Annotated in this window: 2 protein-coding genes; one reads left to right on the top strand and one right to left on the bottom strand. The window is 46.7% G+C overall.

The window, feature by feature from the left end:
• Positions 1-255, top strand: a 255-nt coding sequence (locus tag R7F67_RS25085; protein ID WP_276397070.1) for a DapH/DapD/GlmU-related protein, incomplete at its 5' end; no start/stop codon positions are given.
• Between the two features lie 75 nt (positions 256-330).
• On the opposite strand, the gene R7F67_RS25080 is transcribed toward R7F67_RS25085, so the two are convergent.
• Positions 331-1010: amino acid ABC transporter permease (locus R7F67_RS25080; protein ID WP_318057567.1), on the bottom strand; the 680-nt coding region annotated here is incomplete at its 5' end.

Below are 1010 nucleotides of genomic sequence, written 5' to 3'. Positions count from 1 at the left end.
GGCCAACGCACTAATATCGGTGCGGGCACGATTACGTGTAACTACGATGGCGCAAATAAGTTCAAGACCATCATTGGTAACGACGTGTTTGTTGGCTCTGATAGCCAGCTGGTGGCACCTGTCACTATTGCTGATGGTGCCACTATCGGCGCTGGTACCACACTAACTAAAGACGTGGAAGAGGGTGAGTTAGTGATCACTCGCGTTAAAGAGCGTAAGATCACTGGTTGGCAACGTCCAGTTAAGCAAAAGTAAGCGTTACCTGAGCTTAAAAGCTAAATTCTCAAAGCCGCTCCAGTGAGAGCGGCTTTGTCGTTTTGAGTGCAAGTATCAGTAACTGGGAATCGCGATACGCTTTTCTAACCAACGTACTGTTTGAGAAACGAATAGAATGAGTAACAAGTACTCCAGAACCAAGAAGGTATAAATTTCTAACGGTAAGTACTCATTCACCACTAACTCGTTGGCACGTCTCGTTAAGTCACTTAAACCGATAACGCTCACCAGAGAGCTCATTTTGAGGATGTAGACAAACTGATTCCCTAACGGCGGTAAAATTTGTCGAAATGCTTGCGGAAGAATCACCAAGCGCATCTTCTGCCAATAATTCAAACCAAGTGATTCTGCCGCTTCATGCTGACCTCGGTTGATCGCTTGAATCCCACCGCGAAATACTTCTGCCATAAACGCACTTTCAGCAATGGTCAGTGCAATTACCCCCGCCCAAAAATGATTGAGAGAGACATCGAGCAGCGCTGGCATGCCGTAGTAAACCCATAAGAGCAACACCAATACTGGGATTGAGCGGATCACCTCAACGTAGATGCGATTCATCCATTTGAGCGTTGGTGAGCGAGAAAGTGCAGGCAACGCAATCAGCAGACCAAGTGTCATGGCAAAACACATACTCAAGAGTGACACTTGAATGGTGTCATTAAACCCCGCGACTAAAAACTTCAGGTTGGTTATCCCTTGTTCCGTTGACGGGTCGAGTACATACCAGCCCCATT

Origin of the sequence: Vibrio sp. YT-17, from assembly GCF_033337375.1 — a bacterium.
Lineage (GTDB): Bacteria > Pseudomonadota > Gammaproteobacteria > Enterobacterales > Vibrionaceae > Vibrio > Vibrio alginolyticus.
Note: the sequence above shows the minus strand (reverse complement) of the source record. Positions and strands in the feature narration are given on the sequence as shown.